We start from the raw sequence: 3,276 nt of genomic DNA, 5'->3' as shown, positions 1-3,276 counted from the left end.
ATTCGTTGGGCGCACCGTCATGCGGCATGGCCGGTGGCTGGATAACCCAGTCGACTGACGTTGGGGCGCCGAGCGTCCCAACCGACACTTTGCGCGGCGACCCCCGATGGGCGCGGCCCGCGCTGTGGGCGGTCCTGATCGCCGCCGCGGCCCTGTACGCGTGGGGGCTCGGCAAATCCGGATACGCCAACTCCTACTACTCCGCCGCCGTCAAGAGCGGCACCCAGAGCTGGAAGGCGTTCTTCTTCGGCTCCCTGGACGCCGGGTCCTACATCACCGTCGACAAGCCTCCGATGGCGCTGTGGGCCATGGGGATCTGCGCCCGGATCATCGGATTCGGGACGTGGAGCCTGCTGCTCCCGCAGGTCATCGCGGGCGTCGCCGCCGTCGCCGTCGTCCACGCGACCGTGCGGCGGGCGTTCGGGCACGCCGCCGCGGTCACCGCCTCCGCCGTCCTGGCGCTCACCCCGATCACCGTCGCGATCAACCGCGACAACAACCCCGACACCCTGCTCGTCCTGCTCATGGCCGCCGCGGCCTGGGCCTGCCAGCGCGCCATCGCCACCGGCCGGGTGCGTCCGCTGCTGCTCGCGGCGTTCCTGGTCGGCTGCGGCTTCAACACCAAGATGCTGCAGGCGTTCCTCGTCGTCCCGGCGTTCGCGCTGGCCTACCTGGTCGCGGCGCGGCCCGGGATCGGCAGGCGGCTGCTGCACCTGCTGGCCGCCGGCGCTGTCCTCGCCGCGTCGTCGCTGTGGTGGGTGCTGGCCGTCGACCTCGTCCCCGCCCGCTCCCGCCCCTACATCGGCGGCAGCACCGACGGCACCGCCTGGGACCTCGTCGTCGGCTACAACGGCCTCGGCCGCATCCTCGGCGAGACCGCTGGACCCGGCGGCCGCGGCGGAGGACCTGGTGGAGGCGGCGGGTTCGGCGGGCAGGCCGGCGCCGGACGGCTGTTCAACGACATCATCGGCGGCCAGATCTCCTGGCTGATCCCCTTCGCCGTCCTCGCCCTCGCCGCCGGGCTCGTGCTCCTGCGGCGCCGGCCCCGCACCGACCTCGCCCGCGCCGCGCTGATCCTGTGGGGCGGCTGGCTCGCCGTCCACTACACCGTCTTCAGCTTCGCCCAGGGCACCTTCCACCCGTACTACACCACCGCCATGGCGCCCGCCGTCGCCGCGCTCACCGGCGCCGGGGCTGTCCTGCTGGCCGGCGCGTACCGGCGGAGCGCGGCGTGGGCGTGGGTTCTGCCCGCCGGGATCGCCGCGACGGGGGCGTGGGCGTTCCTGCTGCTGGACCGCACCCCGGACTGGCACCCGTGGCTGCGGTGGGCCATCGCCGCCGCCACCGTCCTGGCGGTCGCCGCGCTCCTGGCCGGGCGCCTCATCCCGCGCGCCGGAGCCCGCGCCACTACGGCCGGGCTCGTCTTGGCCGCCGCCGCGGGACTGGCCGGGCCCGGCGCCTACGCCGTGTCCGCCGCCTCCACCGCCGTCAACGGCACCAACCCCCTCGCCGGGCCCGCGACCGGCGGCGGCTTCGGCATGCCCGGCGGCCCACCCGGGACGACGGACGGACGCGGCATGCCGGACGGCCGCCCAGGCGCCCCGCCCGGTGCACCCGGTACGCCGGGCGGGCAGCGTCCCCCGTGGCAGAACGGCACCGGCCCCGACGGCGCCGCCCAAGGCGGCGGGGACCGTGGGCCCCGCTTCGGCTCCGCAGGCCCCGGCGGGTTCGGCGGGTTCGGCGGGGGCGGGCCCGGCGGGCGGGTCGACCAGCAGATGATCGCCTACCTGGAGAAGAACCAGGGCGGCGCGACCTGGCTCGTCGCCGTGTCCTCCGCCCAGGAGGCGTCCTCGATCATCCTGGCCACCGGGCGGCCCGTCATCGCCATGGGCGGCTTCACCGGAAGCGACCCCGCCATGACCACCGCCAAGCTCCAGTCCTACGTCCGCGACGGCAAGCTCCGCTACATCCTCCTCGGCGGGCGCATGGGCCCCGGCGGCGGCAGCTCGGCCGTCACCGCCTGGGTCCAGCGGCACGGCACACCCGTCGACGAGAGCGAGTACGGCGGATCCGCCACCGGACAGACCGGCGCCGGAGCCTCCGGCGCACAGCTCTACAAACTCGGCTGACCGCCCACCACCACGGCAAACGACCACTACCGGGAAACGACCACATGACCTCCACCGGCCAGGCCGCCCCGCCCCCGCCACGCACCCCGCGCGGGCGGGGCGGCCTCCCGCGCCGCCTCTGGCGCGGACCCGACCACGACCCCGCCTGGGTCCGGCCCGCGCTGCTGGCCCTGCTCGCCGCCACCGCCGTGCTGTACCTGTGGGGGCTGGGCGCGTCCGGCTGGGCCAACGCGTTCTACTCCGCCGCCGTCCAGGCCGGCGCGACCTCCTGGAAGGCGTTCTTCTTCGGCTCCTCCGACGCCGCCGGCGCCATCACCGTCGACAAGCCCCCGGCCGCGCTGTGGCCGATGGCGCTGACCGCCCGCGTCTTCGGCGTCAACACCTGGAGCATCCTGGTCCCGCAGGCGCTGATGGGCGTCGCGGCCGTCGCCGCCGTGCACGCCTGCGTCCGCCGCCACGCCCCCGCCTGGGCGGCACTGCTGGCCGGGGCCGCTCTCGCGGTGACGCCCGTCGCCGCGCTGATGTTCCGGTACAACAACCCCGACGCGCTGCTGGTGCTGCTGCTGACCCTGGCCGCGTACGCGGTGCTCCGCGCGCAGGAGACCGCGAGCACCCGGTGGCTGCTGCTCGCCGCCGCCTGCACCGGCACCGGGTTCCTGGCCAAGATGCTCCAGGCGTTCCTGGTCGTGCCGGTGTTCGCGGGCGTGTACCTGGCCGCCGCGCCCGGCCCGGTCCGGCGGAGGCTGGTGCAGCTGGCCGCCGCCGGGGGAGTGCTGCTGGCCTCGGCCGGGTGGTGGGTCGCCGCGGTCGCGGCCGTCCCCGCCTCCCACCGGCCCTACATCGGCGGCTCCCAGCACGACTCGGTGCTGGAACTGGCGCTCGGCTACAACGGGCTCGGCCGCCTCAACGGCGAGGAGACCGGCGGCCTGGGCAACCTCAACCAGGACGCCGGCTGGGGCCGCATGTTCGGGCCCGTGATCGGCGGGCAGGTCTCCTGGCTGCTGCCCGCCGCGCTGGTCCTGCTCGCCGCCGGGCTGGCCGCCGTCCGCCGTGGATCGGTGTACGGAGTAGGAGCACGATGGCGATCACGTAGGTCGCGGCTGTCACCAGTCCGGCCACGGTCGCCGCACGTGAGGTGGAGTCGGAG

At 75.6% G+C, this 3,276-nt stretch carries 2 protein-coding genes; both read left to right on the top strand.

Annotated features, from left to right (window positions below):
- The first annotated feature begins 89 nt into the window (after positions 1 to 89).
- On the top strand, positions 90 to 2,129 hold the full coding sequence (locus AB0K34_RS46330) for a glycosyltransferase family 39 protein (protein ID WP_364554902.1): 2,040 nt from the start codon (positions 90 to 92) through the stop codon (positions 2,127 to 2,129).
- Between the two features lie 44 nt (positions 2,130 to 2,173).
- Positions 2,174 to 3,276, top strand: a 1,103-nt coding sequence (locus AB0K34_RS46325) for a glycosyltransferase family 39 protein (RefSeq protein ID WP_364554900.1), incomplete at its 3' end; no start/stop codon positions are given.

Source organism: Actinomadura sp. NPDC049382, from assembly GCF_040677125.1.
GTDB classification, from domain to species: Bacteria; Actinomycetota; Actinomycetes; order Streptosporangiales; family Streptosporangiaceae; genus Spirillospora; species Spirillospora geliboluensis.
This window is presented reverse-complemented; position numbering and strand designations above follow the sequence as displayed.